The 20,581-nt window shown below is 45.4% G+C and carries 20 protein-coding genes; 16 read left to right on the forward strand and 4 right to left on the reverse strand.

Annotated features, from left to right (window positions below):
- Window positions 1-37 precede the first annotated feature (37 nt).
- The 4 genes from kdpA to NST25_RS02690 all read left to right on the forward strand — a co-directional run bounded on the left by kdpA (window position 38) and on the right by NST25_RS02690 (window position 6,857).
- Entirely contained in the window at window positions 38-1,714 is a 1,677-nt protein-coding gene (gene kdpA, locus NST25_RS02675) for a potassium-transporting ATPase subunit KdpA (RefSeq protein WP_076141854.1), read from the forward strand.
- A gap of 16 nt (window positions 1,715-1,730) precedes the next feature.
- Window positions 1,731-3,764, forward strand: coding sequence for a potassium-transporting ATPase subunit KdpB (gene kdpB / locus NST25_RS02680; RefSeq protein ID WP_340393273.1), 2,034 nt, complete (start codon window positions 1,731-1,733; stop codon window positions 3,762-3,764).
- Window positions 3,765-3,819: 55 nt separating this feature from the next.
- Window positions 3,820-4,428 (forward strand): potassium-transporting ATPase subunit KdpC, encoded by a 609-nt coding sequence (gene kdpC / locus NST25_RS02685; protein ID WP_339191108.1) that lies wholly within the window; start codon window positions 3,820-3,822, stop codon window positions 4,426-4,428.
- A gap of 104 nt (window positions 4,429-4,532) precedes the next feature.
- Window positions 4,533-6,857 (forward strand): histidine kinase, encoded by a 2,325-nt coding sequence (locus tag NST25_RS02690; RefSeq protein WP_076220122.1) that lies wholly within the window; start codon window positions 4,533-4,535, stop codon window positions 6,855-6,857.
- A 99-nt stretch (window positions 6,858-6,956) separates the two neighbouring features.
- Here NST25_RS02690 and NST25_RS02695 read toward each other — a convergent pair whose 3' ends face one another.
- Window positions 6,957-7,196: a glutaredoxin family protein gene (locus NST25_RS02695; protein WP_076124465.1), complete on the reverse strand. Its 240-nt coding sequence runs from the start codon at window positions 7,194-7,196 to the stop codon at window positions 6,957-6,959.
- The gene (gene ytxJ, locus NST25_RS02700; protein WP_042123836.1) at window positions 7,193-7,519 is read right to left on the reverse strand and encodes a bacillithiol system redox-active protein YtxJ; all 327 of its coding nucleotides are present in this window, start codon (window positions 7,517-7,519) and stop codon (window positions 7,193-7,195) included. Before ytxJ ends, NST25_RS02695 begins: the two co-directional genes overlap by 4 nt.
- A 228-nt stretch (window positions 7,520-7,747) precedes the next feature.
- On the opposite strand from ytxJ, the gene NST25_RS02705 reads away from it, so the two are divergent.
- From NST25_RS02705 to NST25_RS02735, 7 genes are all read left to right on the forward strand, one after another.
- Complete coding sequence (locus NST25_RS02705; RefSeq protein ID WP_280753274.1) at window positions 7,748-8,470, forward strand: SDR family NAD(P)-dependent oxidoreductase; 723 nt, start codon at window positions 7,748-7,750, stop codon at window positions 8,468-8,470.
- Window positions 8,471-8,518: 48 nt separating this feature from the next.
- Entirely contained in the window at window positions 8,519-9,154 is a 636-nt protein-coding gene (locus NST25_RS02710) for a ThuA domain-containing protein (protein ID WP_280753273.1), read from the forward strand.
- A gap of 145 nt (window positions 9,155-9,299) precedes the next feature.
- The gene (locus NST25_RS02715) at window positions 9,300-9,692 is read left to right on the forward strand and encodes a MerR family transcriptional regulator (protein WP_076185170.1); all 393 of its coding nucleotides are present in this window, start codon (window positions 9,300-9,302) and stop codon (window positions 9,690-9,692) included.
- Window positions 9,693-9,729: 37 nt separating this feature from the next.
- Window positions 9,730-10,056, forward strand: coding sequence for a thioredoxin domain-containing protein (locus NST25_RS02720; RefSeq protein WP_076124458.1), 327 nt, complete (start codon window positions 9,730-9,732; stop codon window positions 10,054-10,056).
- A gap of 111 nt (window positions 10,057-10,167) precedes the next feature.
- Window positions 10,168-11,916, forward strand: coding sequence for a spore germination protein (locus NST25_RS02725; protein WP_139330149.1), 1,749 nt, complete (start codon window positions 10,168-10,170; stop codon window positions 11,914-11,916).
- Between the two features lie 27 nt (window positions 11,917-11,943).
- Window positions 11,944-13,035, forward strand: a complete 1,092-nt coding sequence (locus NST25_RS02730; RefSeq protein ID WP_076179795.1) for a GerAB/ArcD/ProY family transporter — start codon at window positions 11,944-11,946, stop codon at window positions 13,033-13,035.
- Window positions 13,032-14,243 (forward strand): Ger(x)C family spore germination protein, encoded by a 1,212-nt coding sequence (locus NST25_RS02735; RefSeq protein ID WP_076302357.1) that lies wholly within the window; start codon window positions 13,032-13,034, stop codon window positions 14,241-14,243. Before NST25_RS02730 ends, NST25_RS02735 begins: the two co-directional genes overlap by 4 nt.
- A gap of 28 nt (window positions 14,244-14,271) precedes the next feature.
- Here NST25_RS02735 and NST25_RS02740 read toward each other — a convergent pair whose 3' ends face one another.
- The gene (locus tag NST25_RS02740; RefSeq protein ID WP_076124450.1) at window positions 14,272-15,159 is read right to left on the reverse strand and encodes a CHAD domain-containing protein; all 888 of its coding nucleotides are present in this window, start codon (window positions 15,157-15,159) and stop codon (window positions 14,272-14,274) included.
- Window positions 15,160-15,398: 239 nt separating this feature from the next.
- On the opposite strand from NST25_RS02740, the gene NST25_RS02745 reads away from it, so the two are divergent.
- Window positions 15,399-16,292 carry a hypothetical protein gene (locus NST25_RS02745; RefSeq protein ID WP_340393274.1) on the forward strand — a complete coding sequence of 298 codons (894 nt, stop codon included), beginning with the start codon at window positions 15,399-15,401 and terminating at the stop codon, window positions 16,290-16,292.
- A gap of 102 nt (window positions 16,293-16,394) precedes the next feature.
- Here the strand turns inward: NST25_RS02745 and NST25_RS02750 are convergent, their stop codons facing one another.
- Complete coding sequence (locus tag NST25_RS02750) at window positions 16,395-17,174, reverse strand: carbon-nitrogen family hydrolase (RefSeq protein WP_340393275.1); 780 nt, start codon at window positions 17,172-17,174, stop codon at window positions 16,395-16,397.
- 164 nt (window positions 17,175-17,338) lie between these two features.
- On the opposite strand from NST25_RS02750, the gene NST25_RS02755 reads away from it, so the two are divergent.
- The 4 genes from NST25_RS02755 (at window position 17,339) to NST25_RS02770 (ending at window position 20,533) form a co-directional block, all read left to right on the forward strand.
- Entirely contained in the window at window positions 17,339-17,767 is a 429-nt protein-coding gene (locus NST25_RS02755) for a MarR family transcriptional regulator (protein ID WP_076304354.1), read from the forward strand.
- 33 nt (window positions 17,768-17,800) lie between these two features.
- On the forward strand, window positions 17,801-18,436 hold the full coding sequence (locus NST25_RS02760) for a nitroreductase family protein (protein ID WP_076101373.1): 636 nt from the start codon (window positions 17,801-17,803) through the stop codon (window positions 18,434-18,436).
- A 59-nt stretch (window positions 18,437-18,495) separates the two neighbouring features.
- Window positions 18,496-18,789 carry a putative quinol monooxygenase gene (locus NST25_RS02765; RefSeq protein WP_076124444.1) on the forward strand — a complete coding sequence of 98 codons (294 nt, stop codon included), beginning with the start codon at window positions 18,496-18,498 and terminating at the stop codon, window positions 18,787-18,789.
- 175 nt (window positions 18,790-18,964) lie between these two features.
- On the forward strand, window positions 18,965-20,533 hold the full coding sequence (locus NST25_RS02770; RefSeq protein ID WP_340393276.1) for a phosphatidylserine/phosphatidylglycerophosphate/cardiolipin synthase family protein: 1,569 nt from the start codon (window positions 18,965-18,967) through the stop codon (window positions 20,531-20,533).
- The last annotated feature ends 48 nt before the right edge of the window (window positions 20,534-20,581 follow it).

The raw sequence follows: 20,581 nt of genomic DNA on the forward strand, positions 1-20,581 counted from the left end.
GTTGATTCATCCTGAGAAATTTTAAGGAGGGGCATTCATGGGCATTTTGCAAATAGTCGTCGTAATTGTAATTCTCATCTTGCTGGTCAAGCCGATGGGAACGTATTTATATCATGTATTTTCTAACGAACCGAATCGTACGGATCGCTGGTTTGCAGGCACAGAGAAAGGTATTTATAAGCTGATCGGCCTGAAAAAACGGGACGGAATGTCCTGGAAGAAGTATGCACTCAGCTTTGTTTTAACTAATATCGTACTGGTTGCTTTCAGTTATATTTTTCTAAGATTACAGCGGGGATTGCCGCTGAACCCGAATGGAATTGCCGATATGGAACAGACGCTTTCATTCAATACGGTGATCAGCTTTATGACCAATACGAACCTGCAGCATTATAGCGGGGAGACGGGACTATCGTATTTTTCACAAATGGCAGTCATCACGATGATGATGTTCACGTCTGCAGCGAGCGGATTTTCTGTTGCGGTTGCTTTTGTCAGAGGGATTACAGGACAGAAATCAGTCGGGAACTTTTTCGAGGACTTCGTAAAAGCACATATTCGTGTATTCATTCCATTAGCTCTGCTAGTTTCATTGGTGCTGGTAGGATTGCATGTGCCACAAACGCTCAAGCCATCGCTTGAGGTCACTACACTCGAAGGGCAGACGCAACAAATCGCTATCGGTCCAGTCGCTTCTTTGGAATCAATTAAACACTTAGGTACGAATGGTGGCGGCTTCTTCGGAGCCAATTCAGCGCATCCTTTTGAGAACCCTAATCCACTTACGAACGTTCTGGAGATTCTCTCTATGTGGATGCTGCCAGCCTCTTTGCCATATATGTACGGATTGTTCGCTAAGAACAAACGTCAGGGCTGGGTGATTTTCACAGCAATGATGACCTTGTTCGTACTACTGCTGGGATTGAATTATTATGCGGAAACCAAAGGCAATCCAGCTATCAATGCGCTGGGGATCGAGTCTTCGCAAGGCAGCATGGAAGGTAAAGAGGTACGTTTTGGTATCCCGCAATCTTCGCTGTTCACTTCGGTAACAACGGCAGCTACGACAGGTAGTGTTAACAATATGCATGATACGCTGACACCGCTGGGTGGCATTACCCCTCTGGCCCTAATGATGCTCAACAACGTCTTCGGGGGAAAAGGTGTCGGACTAATCAATATGCTGATGTATGCCATCATGGGCGTCTTCTTATGTGGACTAATGGTCGGCAGAACACCAGAGTTTCTCGGGCGAAAGATAGAAGCCAAGGAGATGAAGCTGATTGCGATTGCTATCCTTGTGCATCCGTTCATTATCCTTGTACCAACAGCAGGTGCGTTCTTAACGGACTTGGGCAACGGTTCCATCACGAATCCCGGATTCCATGGACTTAGCCAAGTGTTATATGAATATGTCTCTTCTGCCGCGAACAATGGTTCAGGATTTGAAGGGCTTGCGGACAACACCACCTTTTGGAATGTTACAACCGGGATCGTAATGCTGCTTGGCCGTTATGTCTCTATAATCGCGATGCTGGCAGTAGCAGGCTCACTGATCCAGAAGAAGCCAGTTCCTGAGACGATTGGCACATTCCGCACAGACAATGGTCTGTTCACCGGAATTCTGATTGGTACCGTTGTAATTATCGGGGCTCTGACGTTTCTGCCGGTCATTGTGCTCGGCCCGATTGCAGAATATTTGACCTTACGGTAGGAAGAGGGAGAACAAGATGAGTACTGTAAAAAGAAAAAAGCTGCTGACGGGACCCATACTCCTAAGCGCTGTAAAGGATAGCTTTATTAAGCTTAACCCGGTGACGTTAATCAAAAATCCGGTCATGTTCGTAGTAGAAATCGGTACGATTATTGTATTGCTTATGGTACTGGCCCCCGGATATTTTAATGCAGAGAAATCGGTAGGCTTCAATATCACAGTGTTGTTCATTCTGCTATTCACAGTGCTGTTTGCCAACTTCGCTGAAGCGCTGGCTGAAGGCCGCGGGAAAGCCCAGGCGGATTCACTCAAGAAAACGAAACAGGATATCACAGCTAACAAACTCGTTGGAGGGTCTATGAAGACCGTTTCTTCTTCCGAGCTTCGTAAAGGAGATATTGTCATCGTCAGTCAGGGAGAACTTATCCCTGGCGATGGTGAAGTAATTGAAGGGCTGGCCTCCGTAGATGAATCTGCAATTACAGGTGAATCTGCACCTGTTATTAAGGAAGCCGGCGGAGATTTTGGCTCAGTCACAGGCGGCACCCGGGTAGTCAGTGATGAGATTAAAGTCAAAATTACCAGTGATCCCGGTGAGTCATTCCTGGATCGGATGATCTCCCTCGTTGAAGGGGCGAAACGTCAAAAGACACCCAATGAAATTGCACTAAATACACTCTTGATCAGTCTGACGTTGATTTTCCTGATTGTAGTAGTGACCTTGCGGCCAATTGCTACTTATCTGGGCGTTGATCTAGATATTCCTGTTATGATCGCCTTGCTGGTCTGTCTGATCCCGACCACAATCGGGGGCCTACTCTCCGCTATCGGGATAGCAGGGATGGACCGCGTCACACAGTTTAATGTCCTTGCTATGTCAGGGAAGGCCGTTGAAGCTGCCGGCGACATTAATACAATGATTCTAGATAAGACCGGTACGATTACTTTCGGAAACCGGATGGCGAGTGATTTTGTGCCAGTTGGAGATGAAACGGAAGCTGAGCTTACGGCTTGGGCAGCTATTAGTTCGCTAAAGGATGAGACTCCGGAAGGACGTTCTGTTATTGAGCTAGCTAAGAAGCTGGAACGTAGCTATGACAGCAAACTTGCTGAAGGCGGAGAGTTCGTAGAGTTTAAGGCTGAGACCCGGATGAGTGGTATAGATCTGCGTGATGGACGATCTATACGTAAAGGGGCAGTCGATTCCGTGAAGAAATGGGTACAGTCGAAGGGCGGAGTCATTCCCGCGAACCTCGACAGTAATTCCGATGCTATCGCTCGGATGGGGGGGACCCCGCTTGCTGTTGCGGTAGACAACCGGATTTATGGACTTATTTACTTAAAGGATACAGTTAAGCCAGGCATGAAAGAGCGGTTTGATGAGCTGCGAAAAATGGGAATCAAAACTATCATGTGTACAGGGGACAATCCGCTGACCGCAGCTACTATTGCCCGTGAAGCAGGGGTAGATGATTTTATTGCAGAGAGTACACCTGAGGATAAAATAGCGGTTATCCGCCGCGAGCAGAACGAAGGCAAGCTGGTGGCAATGACTGGTGATGGTACGAATGACGCACCTGCCCTTGCCCAAGCTGATGTGGGCTTAGCGATGAACAGCGGGACCACAGCCGCTAAGGAAGCAGCAAACATGGTTGATCTGGACTCAGATCCCTCGAAGATCATTGAGGTTGTAGCTATTGGTAAACAGCTACTGATGACGCGGGGCGCGTTGACAACGTTCAGTATTGCGAATGATATCGCTAAATACTTCGCAATTATTCCGGCAATGTTCATGCTCGCTATTCCTGAAATGGAAGCCCTGAATGTCATGGGATTGGGTTCACCTAGCTCGGCAATTATATCTGCATTAATATTTAATGCGATTATTATTCCGCTGCTGATCCCATTGGCTATGAAAGGTGTCTCGTATAAAGCGATGAGTTCTACGAAGCTGCTGGGACGTAATATTTTTATCTATGGTTTAGGTGGAGTAGTCGTTCCTTTTGCGGGCATCAAACTTATTGATTTGCTCGTAAGTGTATGGATATAACAACGGATTGACTAATCATTGAAAGGGTGAGAGCATCGTGAATAACAGAAAATCGATTGCGGACGCTGAAGAACAGTTGTCATCATCGAAGGGTGCTAATTTCTTTATTATATTACGGCTATGTCTAGTGTTTGTTGTTCTTTGCGGAGTGATTTATCCTCTGACTACTACAGCGATTGCTCAAGTTCTGATGCCATCGCAAGCAAACGGCAGTCAGCTGAAGAATGACGCTGGAGTAGTTGTGGGCTCAGAACTCATCGGGCAAAGCTTTACGGACCCGGCATTATTCCATGGCCGTGTATCCAGCATTGATTATAAAGCGGAAGCTTCAGGCTCCAATAACTACGGCCCATCCAACCTGGATATGCTGCAGCGGACGAAGGATTCCATTACACAGTGGCAGCTGGATAATCCGGATGTGCCTGTAAACAAGCTGCCGGTTGATTTAGTAACCAACTCAGGTTCAGGTCTTGATCCGCATATCACTCCTGCGTCAGCAATCGTGCAGATTCCCCGGATCAGTAATTTGACCGGGATTCCAGCTACGCAGCTGGAAGAGCTAGTGAATAAGCAGACCGAAGGTCGCGATCTAGGGCTGTTTGGTGAAAAGCGGATAAATGTTCTGAAGCTGAACATGGAGCTGCAGAAATTAACGAACAAATAAATATAGCTAATATCCCTGCCCGATTGTTCAAACTGGGTCAGGGATATCTTGCTTTCTGGCATAGAAGAGTGAATGGATGAACGGGTTATTAAGGAGTGGTCTTGATGGGAACATATCGGAGGAAGACGCCGGAGGAACTGCTGCTCTCTATTTATGAGCTGCATCGTGGACGCCTGAAGATCTATATAGGTCCGGTCAGTGGATCAGGCAAGACCTATCAGATGCTGCGTGAGGGTCAGGCGCTGAAAGCACAGGGCATCGATGTTGTAATCTGTGCGGTTTCAACCAACCAGAGTCCAGAAACAAGGGATCAGCTGGGTGACTTGGAACGGATTCCAAGTATTCATTGGTTTCAGAAGGAGATCGAGAAGAAGGATCTGGACGTGGAGGCCATTGTGGCACGTAATCCAGAGGTTGTACTGACCGATGGATTGGCTCATCATAATCGCGAGGGTGCGGAGAGATCAACTAGGCTGGAGGATATCAAATATTTATTGGGCTGTGGAATTAGTGTCATCACAACTGTAAACGTATACGAGCTGGAGGGCGCAGCAGATCTTGCGCGGAAGTGGACGGGGATTGAGGTGGAATATTCCTTGCCTGCGGAAGTGCTCACCCTTGCAGATGATATCGTTCTAATTGATGTGACTCCGGAAAAGATACTTCAACGTTTGTCCGAAGGACATTTGGGCAAGAAGCAGCGGACTTCGCTTTTTAACAAAGGGAATCTAAGCAAGCTGCGGGAGCTGGCGCTGAGAATGGTTGCGGAGGATGTTAATGGTTCGCTGGAGAAGCATCGGGAGGAGCAAGGATTGCTGGGGGCTTCGGGGATTGCCGAAAAAGTGTTGGTGTCCGCACAGTATTATTGGAATGGCTCGATTCATATCCGCCGTGGGCAGCAAATCGCTAAACGGTTAAACGGAGATCTGGCGGTGGTATCCTTCTGGAAGCAGGGCCTGACGCCCTCTAAGGAAGCAGCAACCTTCAAGCGATCCCTATGGAAGCTGACTGAGAAGATTGGGGCCTCGATGGAGGAGATTTCTTTTCGCTCGAAGAGGGAGATTCCGGGACTTCTAGTGAAATACGCCATCCAGCATAATATTACCCGTATCGTTATGGGTCACTCTAAGCAAACGGCGTGGCAGGAGCTGTGGAAGGGTTCGATTGCTAACTCATTGTTAAAGCAAATCCGCGGAGTAGATGTGTTTTTCGTGGCTGATCGTGCTGAGCGTGAGGGAGAACGTGTTCTTCCTACCCGGCAGAGCCGAAATGAGCGGAAAGCTGATGCCTATCACAGATTAAGCACTCAGGAAGTAAAGGATAAAATCGATGCGATTCGTGGGGGCACATTTAAAGTGTACATTGGTGCTGCTCCCGGGGTGGGCAAGACTTATAAGATGCTGCGAGAAGGAAATGATCTCTTAAAGAGAGGGATCGATGTTGTTATTGGACTACTAGAAACGCATGGACGTAAAGAAACCCTTGAACAGATCGGTGAGCTGGAGATCCTACCGCGACTGAGCATTGACTATCGGGGGACTGTCCTTGAGGAAATGGATACGGCAGCTATTATTAAGCGTAATCCGGAGGTCGTACTGGTAGATGAACTGGCACATACCAATATGCCGGGCAGCAAGCATAAGAAGCGGTATATGGATGTTATGGAGTTATTGGATGCGGGGATCTCTGTAATCTCCACTGTGAATGTTCAGCATTTAGAAAGCTTGAATGATGCAGTAGAACAAATTACCGGAGTTAGAGTTAGAGAGACTTTCCCGGACAGCATTCTGCAACGGGCCGACGAAGTTGAACTTATCGATGTATCCCCCAAAACACTGCAAGAGCGGATGAAGGATGGAAAAATATATGCGATGACCAAAGTGGATCAGGCGCTGGGTGCTTTTTTCAAAATCGGCAATCTAATCGCCCTCCGTGAACTGGCGCTGCGGGAAATTGCTGATGATGTGGATGAACGTCTGGAGGCCTGGGAACGTGTCGGGTCGCTGCGGGGACCTTGGCGGCGGCAGGAAGTGATCTATGTGTGCATCACCTTAGGAGATCATGCGGAACGTCTGATTCGGCGCGGTTTTAGGATTGCCTATCGTCTAAAAGCTTGCTGGTATGTTACGTACGTACAGGAATATAAGCAGAGCGGGCCTTCTTACGATAAACGAATTAATGATTTGAAAGAATTGACGGAACGACTGGGTGGAACGTTTAAGATGATTCCTAACGTGCTCCCGGCACGAGTGTCTTCCTTGCTGCTTGAAAGGTCTCAAGCCTTACAGAGCACACAGATTATTATCGGCCAGTCCCAACGCTCATGGGTGCGCAAATGGCTACGCGGGGATGTCACTAAACAGATTTTGCGTTCGGCCAGAAATGTAGATGTACTGGTCGTGGCAAATCTTATGCGTGAGGAACCCTAAGCTTTAGAACAATGAAAAAAAGGGATTCCTTGCCGAGTGGCTGCTGGAATCCCCTTTTTTGTAAGCATATATCAAGTGCTAAATAATTAAACGAATGAATTACTGAGCAGCTTCGAGAAGTGCTTTCAGCTCGGGAAGATTGAATCCTTTGGTGGCGTGATCCCCTGCTACAGTAACAGGAACACCCATGAAACCAAGCTTTTCGACTTCCTCTTGATAGACGGTGCTAGTCATAACATCTCTTACTTCAAAAGGGATACCTTGCTCCGTAAGATATTGTTTGACCAGATTACAGTCGCTGCAGCCTGCTGTTGAATAAACAATCACTTGCTGGCTCATTGGTTCACAGCCTCTTTGATAGCATCTCTTGTGATCTTCCAGTGGGAAGTGTTCCAGCGGACCTCATTATCCTCAAGCAGGAAGAGCTGTGGAGATTCATGCTTAATCCCGAAATCCTCGGCAATTTGATTGGAAACTGGACGATCCTCGATGACTAGAACCACTGCTGCTGCAGTATCCGCATCCTTTAGATAAGCCTGGAACTCCTCATTAGCTTTGGCGCTAATCGGGCAGGTAGTGCTGTGTTTGAACAGCAGCTTCTTGCCAGGTTTAGCCACATACTGCTCAAGATCTTCCAATGTATGAAGTTGTTGAATAGACATAGATATCACCCTCCTGGGATCGTTATTTTACTAACCATTGTGTTGTTAACAACCTGTAATCATGATTGTAACATATATTAAATTTAAAACAAAAAGGATTCTGGAGCAGCTAATCCAAGGATGACCAAACCCTCATTTTAGCGCGTTGAAAAAAAGGGGATGGCATGCTAAGGTGAAAGGAAGACAACTTGCTTCAATAATCCTTACTAGGTAGGAGTGTTGATAAGAATGAACGGAGTCGCATGTGTGACTGGAGCTGATCGGGGTCTCGGATTGTCTCTTGTGCACTCTCTTTTAGAGAAACAGTTCTCAGTATTTGCTGGACAATACATGAGAGATACAGATGAATTGAAAGCGCTTAAAGAGGAGTATCCGGAACAGCTGGAACTTATTCCACTCGATATTGGTAGTAAGGACAGTGTAAAGCAGGCAGCAAGGGCTATCGCCAGCAGAACTGGGCATGTTGATATTCTTATTAATAATGCCGGAATTATTCATTCCGCAGATGATGCTACGATGCTGGTGGATATGGATGATGAGGGCATGGCGGAGATTTATAATGTGAATACGCTAGGCGCGTTGAGAGTCAGCAATGCACTTATGGGACTTTTATTGCAAAGTAAGGATAAATTGATTGTTAATATTTCTTCGGAAGCGGGCAGCATCGGCAGAAATAAACGTATTAATATGTACGGCTACTGCATGTCTAAGGCGGCTCTCAATATGCAATCCTCCCTGATGCACAATCATCTAAAGACGCTTGGGGGTCAAGTGATGGTGTTTCACCCCGGCTGGATGAAGACTTATATGCATGGCGAAAAAAATGAGCAAGCGGATATTTCACCCGATGTGTCTGCAGACCAGATTATAAGTCAGGTTATGGAGTATAAAAAGTATCTAGGGGATGAGCCGGCCTATCTTGACGTGGATGGAAATACATGGCCTTGGTAGATGGTCTTCCCGTAATCAAAAAAGTACACGAAGAAAGGCGATGATAGGATGTCTACACTAAAAGCACTGGCACTCGGAAGTTATTCGGAGGTTAAATATCACCCATTTGCGGGAGTAGACCGGGAGATTGAGCAGATCCTTGCCAATGACCTGCAGGTATTCTCCTCGGAGGATTATGGGCTGCTTAATAAAGAAACATTATCTGACTACAAGCTGGTGATCTCTTATACCGAATTCTCCGATGATAAAATACCGGCGGAACAAAGCAGCGCATTGCTCTCCTATGTGGCTAACGGTGGCGGATTACTAGTGGTACATAACGGAATCTCCTTACAGCGTAATCAGGAGCTAGGCGCTATGCTGGGAGCGCATTTCACTCATCATCCAGAATTCACTTCGCTCCAGATGTCCATACCGGTACAGGAGCATCCCATTATGCAGGGAATCGAAGAATTTGTGATCGATGATGAGCCTTATTATTTTGAGCAGCATCCCTATTTCGAAACAACTGTGCTTATGGAATATCCTCATGATGGGGCAATGAGGCAGGCGGCTTGGTGCCATGAATTTGGTCTAGGCCGGGTTGTTTATTTAATGCCTGGTCATCATTTGCCGTCATTTTCCGTAGAGCCCTTTCGCCAGATGATTCTTAGAGGTGGACTTTGGGCGGCAGGATTATTATAGGATATAAGCGGATATACCTGTTGTAAAATAAAACACGAGTCCAACTGCGGGTTAGCCGCGGTTGGATTTTTTTTGTTGACTCTAACATTGGTGTCAGGGTTTATACTGGTGTAGAACAATTCTCATGAACCCCGGGGAGAATGCTATGAAAATAGGTGAGCTTGCTAAACTGACGGGCGTAAGCGTCCGTTCACTTCGTTACTATGAGAGTCAAGGATTAATCTCGCCGATCCGTCAGGCCAACGGATATCGGGAGTATTCTTCACTTGCTGTAGAGACGGTAGAAACGATTAAACTATATTTGAACCTGGGTCTGTCGACAGAGCAGATCGCGGGCTTTCTACATTGTGTCTTGAAGAACAAAGAAGCTTTCTGCGCAGAAGTGATGCCACTATACCGCAGTAAATTGGAAGATATTGAACGTCAGCTTGTAGAGCTGAATCAGATCAAGAGGAATTTGGAAGAACGAATGGCATCTATTCTGCAGGAGCAGGATGAGAGCAAGTTGGGAACGTGTCCACTGGAGAACTTGGAATAGTACTGCTGGTGTTGAAAAATATGAGGAGGAATGGCAAATGTCTATTATAAATGCCGATAGTGCGGATTGGGTGCGGTCAGAAATACGTGGTGGAGGAACGGTACTGGTGGATTATGGTGCGCCATGGTGCCCCCCTTGTAAGGTGCTGCTGCCTGTTCTGGAAGATCTTCACCAGGAATATGGAGACGATGTTTCTATTGTTAAGGTGAATTGTGATGAACTGCCGGATTTGGCTGGAGAAGCGGGTGTTATGGGGATGCCTACAGTCATTGTATATAAAGAGGGGCAGCCCGTGGAAAAGCTGGTCGGTCTGCGTCCGAAAGCAGCCTACCAAGGCATACTGAACAAGGTTCTTCAAGCATAAGGCGATAATTTTAAAGATGAAATTAGGGAGACTCCATATTGTGGGGTCTTTTTTGCGTGCATGATTTACCCATCTTCGGTAAAAAATACGAACACAGTTATAAAGGAGGTGATGAAGGTGTGGAATATTATTCTAGAGATAATTCCTAAATGGAGTGTGATTTTCCAAGCTATTATGATCTTTTTCGTTCCGTTTATTCTAATCCGGATGATGAGTTGGGCTAATGTAAAGGAAGATACGATAAGTACTAGAGCAAAAAAAGCTGCCGGCAGCATAGGTGGGGGGGTTCCTTACGGAGAAGCATCTCTAGGTTCTAGCAATACGAAAAAGGTTACTAAGGCGGACGATTCCGTTGGAATCAGTGAAGAATCTCCTACAGGAGCAAGCTATAGCGGTCAATTTCGGGAGGATTTGCAAAGATTTAAAGAGATGAGCACAGATATGCATGATGTGAGTTTTCGGGAGTTGCGTATCGGAGGTATAAAGCTGCAAGCGGCCCTTATATTTGTAGATGGACTGACAGATAAAGATAAAATGGATCGCAATATTCTGAAGCCTTTAATGGATGCCTATAAGGTTTTTAAAGATCCCCATACGATACCGGAAGCAAAGGATCTAAAAGATATTCTCATTCATGAGATCGTGCTTATTTCGGAAGTTGAGTTTACGGATAATGTGAAGCTCTCCCTTCAAAAGGTATTGTTCGGCTCTGTAGTGCTGTTAGTAGAAGGGATACCGGAGGCTATTGTGCTCAGCACCCCGAAGGGGAACACAAGAGGGATAGAGGAGCCTGAATCAGAAGCTGTCTTGCGGGGATCTCGAAGCGGGTTTAATGAGACGTTAAGTGATAACACGGCATTACTGCGCCGACATGGGCAGAGCACAGAGCTAGCCATGATTTCTTTTACTGTAGGAAAGAGGATGAAGAAGGATCTGGTTCTAACTTATATCAAAGATATCGCGAATGATGAACTTGTCGAAGAAGTTAAACGAAGAATTAGGACGATTGATATAGATGATGTGCAAGAATCTGGTTATGTGGAGCAATTAATCGAAGATAATAGCTTCACTCCATTCCAGCAGATTCAGAATACGGAAAGACCTGACCGCGTAATGGCAGCGTTATTGGAAGGGAGAGTAGCTATCCTGCTGGATGGCACACCCTTTGCCTTGATCATGCCCGTGTCCTTCGGGATGCTGTTGCAATCGCCAGAGGATTATTACGATCGGTGGATGGTGGGGTCGTTGGTGCGCTTACTGCGTTTTCTCGCCGCATTGATATCAATGTTTGCACCGGCACTATATATTTCCTTCCTCTCCTTTCAGCCGGGATTGATTCCGACAAAGTTGGCCATTTCAATCATCAGCTCCCGCCAAGGTGTACCTTTTTCGGTATTAATCGAAGCTTTGATTATGGAGACCTCAATCGAAATATTACGGGAGGCTGGACTCCGGCTACCTAAACCTATCGGTCCCGCGATGGGGATTGTTGGCGGTCTAATCATCGGCCAAGCCGCAGTAGAAGCGGGAATTGTGAGTCCAATTCTAGTCATCGTTGTTTCAGTTACAGCAATCTCCTCCTTCACCATCCCTATGTATAGTGCGGGAATGACGCTGCGTATGCTCCGTTTTATAGCGATGTTTTCTGCAGCAGTCTTTGGATTATATGGAGTTGTGTTATTTTTCCTTTTCCTGAGTGCCCATTTAATCAAGCTAAAAAGCTTCGGCATGCCTTATCTTGGCATGTTTATACCGTATAAGATTAAGGATTGGAAAGATTTTATATTCCGTATGCCACTGCAATTTCTAACAGGCCGCCCTACGCTGTTGAAGCCGAAGGACCCCCGACGCAAAGGGTGAGAGATCGAAGTAAAGGAGGAAGCGAATATGAGTACCGAGGTGAAGGACCGAATTACTGCTGTTCAAGCGACGATCATACTAGCCAATTATACTATTGCGGCAGGGATACTTACACTTCCTCGGACGATTGTAGAGGCTAGTGAAACTCCAGACGTGTGGATCTCCGTTTTTTTAGGGGGAGTAATTACCTTTTTAACAGGTTTAATTATAGTGAAACTTAGCCAACGGTTTCCAGGTCAAACTATTTTTCAATTTAGCGGGAAAATCATTGGCAAACCACTTGGAGTGATGCTCTCTATATTAGTGATTGTTTATTTTCTGTGTATAGCCAGTTTTGAAGCACGTTCCGTACAGGAAGTGACCTCTTTTTTTCTGTTGGAGGGAACCCCTCCTTGGGCTATTGTTGCTGTGTTTATTTGGATAGCCTTCTATTTATGCAGAGGAGGACTTAATGCTATCACTAGCATGTGTAGGTTGATTGTTCCGATTACTTGGACAGTTTTTGTTGGAGTATGCTTGCTTAGTATTGAAGTTTTCGATATCGATAATTTGCGGCCTTTCCTTGGAGATGGTTTAGGACCGGTATGGAAGGGCATCAGGCCAACCATTCTGACTTTTACTGCTGGTGAAGCGATGCTGTTCGTTGTTGCTTTTATGGATAAGCCACAAAAAGCAGTAAAGGTAATTATTGCTGGATCATGTATATCAACGTTCTTTTATCTTTTAGCTGTTGTAATGACTATTGGTGCGTTTTCTATAGATGGAGTGGTCACAAGAACTTGGCCATTTCTTGATCTAGTGAGAAGCTTTGAGGTGAATTATCTTATTTTTGAGAGGTTTGAATCGCTGCTACTGGTAATTTGGATTATGCAAATTTTCTGCACCTTCTGCATCACTATTTATGCTGCTGCTTTGGGAGTTTCTCAAATATTTCATAAACGATTTAATAGCTGCTTATTGGCTATACTTCCAGTAGCCTATGTAGTTTCCAGAATGCCACCAAATGTGAATGCTCTATTTGCATTAGGAACAGTCGTAGGTAATTGGATGATCGTTTTATTTGGATTAATTCCATTGCCGCTGTTGATCATCGCACATTTCCGGAGGGCGGCTTCATGAAAAAATGGAGAGTGTCGATTACATTTCTTATAGTATGTATTCTGTTGACCGGTTGCTGGAGCAGCACACCTGTTGAGGAGTTAAGTATGGAGATTGGTGTTGCCCTGGACAGTGCGGAGGAGACAGGGGATGAGGAGGCAACCCAGCAAGGAGGCGGGGGAAATCCTATGCCTGCCCAAATAATGAGTACCTACCAGTTTACGATTCCTCAAGGCTCAGGAGGGTCAGGTATGAAGTCTGGGGCTTCCCCATCCTCAACCAGAAATTACTATAACATGAGTGAAGTAAGTGATTCGATGTTTGAAGCATTACGGGCACTTTCACTGCGTACTAGACGTACTCCGATCGGACATCACCTTAAGGTCATTGTGATCGGTGAGAAGCTTGCACGTTCTACCAAGTTTTCTGAGTTAATTGATTTCTTTAGCAGGGATAACGATATCCGTCCCAGTGTTCTACTATATGTCAGCAAGGGAAAAGCCAAAGATGTATTGGAAAATGCGCTGCCGGGCCAAACCCCTTCATTTGTATTAGAGGGGATTTTTGTGAATAGAAGTCGGAGCACGAGGATATGGGAGCCGGTTTCAATAGCTAAAGTGGCGGGTCCTTTGCATGGTAAAAGAAGTTTCATGTTGCAGAATGTAATTTCTTTAGAAAAAGAGAAGGAGACAAAGCTGGATGGAGCAGGCGTAATTAAAGGGAAAACGGGAAAGCTCGTTGGTTTTTTAGATGCATCGGAGCTGGAAGGTATGGTCTGGCTGACTGGAAAGGGAGAGGGGGGTGCTCTCAAAGCATACGACCCGTCTAACAATAAGCTCATTACCTATGAAATCAAATCCCTGGGTAGTAAGTATAAAGCTAATGTGAAGGATGGGAAGATCTCTTTTCATGTGAAAATAGAATCTACGGGGAGATATGGTGAGGCTTTTGCCAAGAGTGCAAAGAAGTTACATGACGGCATTGTAAAGGAGGATAAAGCAGTGCTGGAGAAGCATGTCTTAGACATGCTTCAGGTCACTGTGAAAAAAATGCAGAAGGAGCTGCATACAGAGGTTGCAGGTTTCGGCAACGCTTTGCGTATTCAACATCCAGCCGTATGGCGGAGCGTAGAGGATAACTGGGATGAAACCTTTAGCGAGATTCCGATTACCTATGAAGTGAAACTGAATATTGAAGAGTATGGTGCATCAGATACAACGGCTGAATAGAAAGGACCATTTGCAATGTTGTATGGAGCTACTTCGTTTGTGTCTGGATAGGAATGACATCATTATGATGCAGTGCATCGAGCACTTCATCCTTTAATTGCGATGTGAAGGCGTTCCATGCTTTTTTACCGATGTCCAGCTCTTCACGTCCAATAGCATTCAGTGTTTCCAGCCATAGACGTTTGTCGTTAATCAGCCCAAGTTGATCTTGAATCTCCTTATAGATCTCCTCATGCGCATGAAATTTCTGATTTAACGCAAAATCGGCCGCACTCGCGGTATAACGCAGTTCCTTAGCAGCGATTCTTAGCTGGTGCAAAGCGTCGAAGGCTTCTTTAGATTCGGCATTGTCTTCATGGAAAATAGCTTTACAGGTTTTTTTTTTCTGCTCATAAGCGATCTCAAGCTCACGCATAACAACGTTAACATTCTTTTTGGCGGCTAGGGCTTCAAGCTGCTCGCTTAGGAAGGTCTTCCACTTTTCCTCGAGGTCTTCATTGATTAGTTCAGGCAGCTCCTTAGCGAGCTTCTTGCGGTAAGTTTTGCGCTTATCCTTTTGGTAAGCAATCACTGCCTTTAACAGGTCTGCAGTTTTGGAATCTCCGTTCTCCTTCGCTTGCTTGCGCTTGTTCTTGAAAGATTCTATTAGAACATCTGCATCTCTCACTTTACCTAATCTCTTTTGCGCTTTTTTGAAAATAGGGTACAGGCCTGAAGTGTGCCGCGGATCAAGAATGGATAATAGACTTAGCAGCTTACGGCAGTTCACTCTTGCCTGGTGGATATCTTCATCAGCGAATTTATTTAATGCGTCATGGCTGTAATCCCAAAAGTTGATATAAAGGTGGTTAAGGGCTTGTTCCCATTGCTTTGTTTTGGTTAGCTGTCGTTCTTTGGTCAGCTTGTCTCCTGTCATGCAGCATCACTCCTTAACGTTTGGGATAGCATGAATTTAGGGCTTCCCCTATTATGCTCTAGGGTAAGTCCATTTACTATAAGAATAGCGTTATCATAACCTCATTTCAATTCTCTACTCACAGCATGGAGACAGATCGGTTACAATATTACTATCATTATTTATACGGATAGGCTTGGATCCTTAGCTGGTAGAGAATAGCAGGTCTCGTGGCTCATATTCGGGAAAGAGGGGCTTTGGTGGATACTCGTGAGTATGATTCAATATTTAGTAAACTTCCTTCAGAAATGGGGCTCTTTCAACATCTGAGTGCAAGGGATGAGAGCAAAGGTATAGAAGTAGATAGCTTAGAGGATATGTTGGTCCCGTTCGCTTTTGAGGAAACCTTATGCCGGGATGTTGGAGCGGGTATTATACCTCCTAGCTTGCATCTGTGGAGTCATTCTGGTGGTGTAGCGCTTGGACTTCGGGACAGTAAGCTACCGTGTGCAGTTCAGGCGATGCTCACGCTTGAGGAGCAAGGGATTAGAACGGCGGTTAGGCATTCCGGCGGGGCTGCGGTGCCTCTGGATGCAGGGATCATTAATGTTTCTCTAGTTCTGCCCAAAGGACGTGGAAAGCTGGACTTTCATGATGACTTTAAGCTCTTGGCTGCTTTGATTACGGAAGCGGTTGCTATAAGTCATCCACAGGCTGCGGCGCAAATTGAGGCTGGTGAGATTGTTGGTTCTTACTGCCCTGGTGATTTCGATCTGGCCATTGGGGGGCGGAAGTTTTGTGGTATTGCTCAGCGTAGGCAGAACAATGCCTATTTTGTACATGCTTTTGTCGTAGTTTCTGGCTCGGGTCAAGAACGCGGTGAACAAATTCGTAATTTCTATGCGCAAGCCTCCGGAGGAGACTCCTCACTATCATATCCACGGGTTCGTCCAGAGACGATTGCTGGACTGGGTGAACTTGGTGGACCTGAAGTGGCGAAAGTGTTTGTGGAGGGGATTATTCAGGCTTTAATTCGTCGTGGAGTCTCTCTTAGAGCATCCCGCATTTTGCAGCAAGAGACAGGATACAGCTTGGACTATGATGATCCACGTGTGCTCGATGCAACGCGGGTGCTGCGCGAGCGGTATTCCTGAGGGCTGAGCATGGGTTGGAGTCTGTTAAAAAAGGACGTAACGGAAAGCTGGATAATGCCAGCCTACGTAACGTCTTTTTTAATATTCAACAATGACGCTCTTTTAATTATACAACTCAGGACGTCTGTCCGAAAAAATCGGAAATTGTTTCCTAATCTCACGCACCTGATGTAAATCGATCTCTCCGGTTAGAATTTCTTCCTCTTCAGAAGCCTCACACACAATATCTCCCCAAGGATCAATAATCATTGAATGCCCAGCAAAGATATTGGCAGGATCGCTGCCTGCACGGTTGCAGGCTACAACAAAACATTGGTTCTCAATGGCCCGGCTGATCAACAGCGCCCGCCAGTGGGACAATCTGGGCAGTGGCCATTCAGCGCAGACGAACAGGATTTCCGCCCCTTGTGCGGTATGGGCGCGAACCCACTCCGGAAACCGGATATCATAACAGATTAGCCCTGCACATAACGTATTGTCTAATGTAAATAGTCCTTTGGCTTCTCCCGGCTGCAGATACAAATGTTCGTCCATCAGCTGGAACAAATGCAGCTTGCTGTATTGTCCGACGAGCTTACCTGATCGATTAAATACATACATACGATTGGTTACACCAGTATCATTTCGGCTAGCGACAGAACCAGCGATGATATTAATGCTGTATTGTTTAGCCAAGCTGGAGATAAATGCCTTGGTAATTTCTCCTTCCGGATCGCCAATATCTTCTAAGCGAGTCAGATCATAACCAGTGGTCCATAGCTCAGGGAGAATCAGACAATCAGGGGCTGCGGAAGCAGCTTCACTTATTTTTTGGGCTACGGCAGCATAATTCATAGCGGGATTGCCAAATGCTATATCCAGCTGAATCAGGGATATTCTCATAGGTATCCTCCTCTTTTATTCAAGCGTATAGCACCGGATGAGGATAAGCAATGTTGATTTTTTAAAAATGATTTGATATATTAGTTGACGGGTCAATGATTATGCGTTAGTATAATTTCATACAAAACAATTGCATGCAATTAAATATAGAAAGGAGGTATATTTTGACGGAGTACTGTCCTGAGGAAGAACATATATTTGAACTGCTGCAGGCCTTAAACAAAGGAATCTCTCCAAAATTCGAACGTTGTGCAGGGATCAGTCCCACACGGCTTCGCCTCCTGCATGAACTGTTTCGGGTAGATGAAGTCAGCCAAATCAGTCTGCAAAAGGAAATGGATATTGATGCGGCAGCCGTCACACGTCATCTGAAGGGATTGGAAGAGAGTGGCATGATCGCTCGCCGCAATAACCCAGCCGATAACAGGGTCACATTGGTCTCATTAACCGATCAAGGTCGGGAAAGAATGGTTAAATATAGCGAAGAGAAAAGGCGGTTTATCGCTACTCTGCTAACAGGTTTTAACGATCAGGAGCGAGCAGTGCTCATTGATATGCTCAATCGTCTGCAATCTAATATCATTCTGTTGTAACTTACAAAACACACTCAAAGGAGAATTAATCATATGAACGCTACACAAACAAATGATTTTCAAGAAATTATTACAGGACGCCGCTCTATCCGCAAATATGATCCATCCGTTAAAATCAGCAAAGAAGAAATGACACAGATCCTTACCGAAGCTACACTTGCTCCATCTTCAGTGAACATGCAGCCTTGGCGTTTTCTGGTCATTGAAAGTGACGAAGCTAAAGCTACTTTAGCGCCTCTCGCTCGTTTTAATAACGTACAAGTAGAGACTTCTGCGGCTATGATTGCCATCTTTGGTGATTTGAACAACTTCGATTACGCTGAAGAAATTTACGGTACGGCTGTTGAACGTGGACTTATGCCTGCTGAAGTAAAAGAAAATCAATTAACCAGATTATCCGCTCATTTCGCTAACCTGCCACGGGAAATTAATAGAGACACCGTGCTTATCGATGGCGCACTTGTTGCTATGCAGCTGATGCTGGTTGCTCGTGCACATGGTTACGATACAAACCCAATTGGTGGATTTGAAAAAGACCAAATCGCTGAAGCGTTTGGTATGGAAAAAGATCGTTATGTTCCTGTAATGCTGCTCTCCATTGGTAAAGCTGTTGATGCAGGTTACCCCTCTGTTCGTCTGCCTATCGATAAAGTTGCTGAGTGGAAATAATTATTAAAGTTAGTAAGCCAACACGCTACCATAAACACTAATCTTAGGAGGAATATACAATGATCATTATTCATGCTGTACTTAAAGTTAATCCAGAGCGTCGCGAACAGTTTTTGACGGAGTCTAAAGCATTACTGGCTGCTACTCATGCTGAAGAGGGTAACCTTTCTTATGAGCTATATGAGAATGCTGGAGAAGCCAACTCATTTATTATGATTGAGCAATGGCGTGATGCTGATGCAGTATCCAGCCACAATACGAGCGCTCATTTCACTGCTTTCTCAGCTAAAGCTGGCGAATTCTTGGCTGCTCCTCTAGATGTTAAAGTATTTAGCGCAGAACAGGTAAAATAAGCTGTCTCCATTCTTAGCGAATTTTATTTAATCCTAAACAGGGATGATCCATAGCCATAAAGGCTGTGGGGCATCCCTGTTTTGCATTTCACCCCGTTTATAAAAAGGAGATCTAGGGTATCTATCCTTACCTTGATTCAAAGGCATGCAATATAAACGATGGGGGACTTTACATATGAAGACACAGAGAAATATGATTGATTTCTTGAATTATTATCTATCCGGCGGATCGCTTGCCCGTATTATGGGTGTAGCAGGAGAAGAGGTGGAGCGTAAGCTTGAGGGGATAGACCTAGAGGCTGCCAGAGCCTATCGTCAGACGCTTGGCGGAGTCATTACGACAAGTCAGCAGCTATTCCAGCTTCCTGGATTTAGCCCAAGCTTACTGGAACAACTTACTGAAGTATTGGGCAGACTAGACTCAGGCAAGCTAAAAGTTCTGGCTCCGCAGACTACGTGGAATAATCAAGTAACACCTTACGTGAATGGTCCAGAGTGTCTAGGAATGATATTAGAGGAGATCAGAAAAGCGCAGCATTATATCCACCTGTCTGTCATGCTTTTTTTTAATGATCGCTCGGGCAATCTGGTTGCAGATGAACTGTTTTATGCTCTTAAGCGTGGCGTTAAGGTAAGGGTTATGGTCAATTACACATTGACGGCTTTGGGGTACGGAAATAATCTGGAGTACGGCCAGTTCTCCAAGATTGCTGATCAGCTTGAGAATGCAGGCGCCAAGCTGCTGAATACCTTCAATTCGTATTATTCAGCTATGGAATGGCGGGTGAAACGAAAGGCGCTGGAGCAAGCGGGAGTGCCGGAAAGTATCCTGTTTCTGCAGGATAAAGTGCAAGAGGATGTTGAGGTCACAGGACTGAATGTCATCGATCATCGGAAGTTTATGGTCATAGATGGGGTAACCTCGATTATAGGCAGTGTAAATATTGGTGACCAATATACGTATGAGACCCCAGTGCAGGCATCCTCTGCAATGAGTATAGATGGACATCCACAGGGGATTCCTAGTAAAGAGGCTGAGTGGCATGATGGCTGCTTCCGGATTCGCGGCGCAGCAGCGCAGCCTTTGAATGCGATGTTCTATTCTCGCTGGCTGCTTCTAGGCGGAGATCATTTTGATGTGAATGATGTCTTTTATTATCCGGATGTGGATTATCATTTTGGTGAGGAAGAATGTACGCTGTTAGCAAGCTTTCCAGGTAACCCGGTTAACCTGATTCAACAATATTATCTGGATTTAATTACTTACGCGGCTGAAGAGACTATCATCGTGAATCCTTATTTGATTGATCAGGATTTTTGGGATCGGCTCGGGCTGCTTGGTCCGGAATGCTCGTGTAATTTGAACATTTGTAACCCGCTGGAGGTTAATGATCATCCTACAAATCGCGCGGCGGTAAGAGGCAATATGTATATGCCGTTTATTAACGGTGTTTCCTTCTATGACTACAGTGCCACCGGTCGATTTTCCCATTGGAAAATTACCTATGATTATAGATCACAAGCCGTTTTTCATGGTTCATATAATATCAACGAAAGAAGTGCCTGCCACGATTTTGAGCTGGGAATGCTGGTAAAAGGGGAGGCCTTTGCAGAGCAGATAAAGTCTATGATCGATTATGACCTGAGTGTTTCGCGGAAGATTACCAGTAAAAGTGAGTTCTTTAAGCATCCTTGGTTACACCCTAGTACTTATCTGAATAAGGCAACCCAGAATTATACTTGATAAATTGGGCTAATTCTCATGATATAATGATCGTTATAAATCATTAGG

Origin of the sequence: Paenibacillus sp. FSL E2-0190 (genome assembly GCF_037992965.1) — a bacterium.
GTDB lineage: Bacteria > Bacillota > Bacilli > Paenibacillales > Paenibacillaceae > Paenibacillus_AQ > Paenibacillus_AQ odorifer.